This is a genomic window from Streptomyces sp. NPDC005574, assembly GCF_040605435.1.
Lineage (GTDB): Bacteria > Actinomycetota > Actinomycetes > Streptomycetales > Streptomycetaceae > Streptomyces.
This window is the reverse complement of record NZ_JBEXCW010000311.1, coordinates 1-1548: the sequence shown is the minus strand read 5'-3', so window position 1 is coordinate 1548 and position 1548 is coordinate 1. Positions and strand designations below refer to the sequence as shown.

Below are 1548 nucleotides of genomic sequence, written 5' to 3'. Positions count from 1 at the left end.
GGAAAGAGGCACTGAACCAGTTCTCACTCTTCTTCGAGGACCGGCTCAGCATCCAATGAAACCAACCGACTTACACAAGATCGCTGACACGCCCCTGGCCGTGGCGGAGAACGATGCGCAGCGGGCGCACGCACGAAACCGGGTCTACATCGGCGCGGTGAACGTTTCGGCGTCCACGGTCACCGCCATCGGCCTGGACCGCCAAGTGCCCAACGTAAAGCTGTCCAGCTGCCTGGACGTCTCCCATTGGCAGCCCGTCGTAGCCGACACCCGCGAACCCGTCGACCTCCCCACCGGCCGGCTGACTAAGTACCTGATCGCCACCACGCTGGAAGAGTGGCCGGAAGGCTGGCGCGTCGTCCGGGACGAGCCCCAGGGCAAGAAGTGTTGACGCCCACCCGCACCGCAATCGCCGTCGGCGTCGCCATCCTGGCCTTTCTCGGCACAATGCCCACTGCCCTTGCGGACGGGCTCGGCGGCGGCGTGGAGTGCGGCCACTTCATCTGCGAAGTAGAAGCCGACGACCCCGGCCAGGCCGGCAGCGGCGCCCACGACAACACGGGAAACAAGCCTGAAGGAAGCGGCACGAGCAGCAGTCCGTGGACCTGCACCTACAAGCTGATGTCACCACAGCCTCCGACGGGCTCCCTGGACTGGGAAGGGCACAAGCCCGGTGACGGCGCCGTCTACACACAGACCTGCCACTACCTCGACAGCCCCGACAGCGTCGTCCGGCGGCAGTGGCTGGCCAACCCGCCGCCCCAGGCAGCGACCGTCGACCCAGCCGTTCTCGCCCAGCGAGCCGTCGACAGCATGAAACTCGCCGGCCCCGACATCGCCAGCCCACGACCGACAGGAAAATACCTGGTCGGAATGCCGATGTGGATGTGGGTCAACCAAAGCCCGACCACCTACGGACCCAACACCGCCAGCGCCTCCGCAGGCGGCGTGAGCGTCACCGCGACCGCGAAAGTCTCGAAGATCGTGTGGCAGACCGGAGATGGCACCGCCGTGACGTGCACCGGCCCCGGCACCCCGTACACCGCAGCCGCAGGCAAGAGCGACTCTCCCACCTGCGGCCACACCTACACGCGCACCTCCACCGGACAGCCCGAGGGCCGCTACCAGATCACCGCCACCTCCACCTGGACCATCAACTGGCAGGTCACCAGCGGCGGCGGCGCACAAGCCGGACAGCTCACCGAAACCCGGCAATCCCAAGTTTCGGCCCCTCTTACGGAGCTCCAGGTCCTCAACTGACATCAGCAGTCGCGACCGTCACGCTCCTACCGGCCGCAGCGCCAGCCGCATAGATCAGCCTCGGCCGGTACCTATCGCCGTGGCTGCAACCTACGAATCACAGACGCCACCGCGCCCTGACGCCTACGAATCAAACGCAAGATGCGGCCGCCGGGGACGACACGGGCGTTCCTGGGGGACTGGGGATCTTCCGCGGGCGTGTCAGCGATCTTGTGTAAGTCGGTTGGTTTCATTGGATGCTGAGCCGGTCCTCGAAGAAGAGTGAGAACTGGTTCAGTGCCTCTTTCC

Annotated in this window: 2 protein-coding genes; both read left to right on the top strand. The window is 66.0% G+C overall.

Annotation, left to right across the window (positions count from 1 at the left end; genetic code table 11):
• The first annotated feature begins 55 nt into the window (after window positions 1–55).
• A complete protein-coding gene (locus tag ABZT03_RS44410) occupies window positions 56–391 on the top strand; it encodes a secreted protein/lipoprotein (RefSeq protein WP_356050026.1) in 336 nt (111 codons plus the stop codon).
• 56 nt (window positions 392–447) lie between these two features.
• On the top strand, window positions 448–1260 hold the full coding sequence (locus tag ABZT03_RS44405) for an ATP/GTP-binding protein (RefSeq protein WP_356050024.1): 813 nt from the start codon (window positions 448–450) through the stop codon (window positions 1258–1260).
• The last annotated feature ends 288 nt before the right edge of the window (window positions 1261–1548 follow it).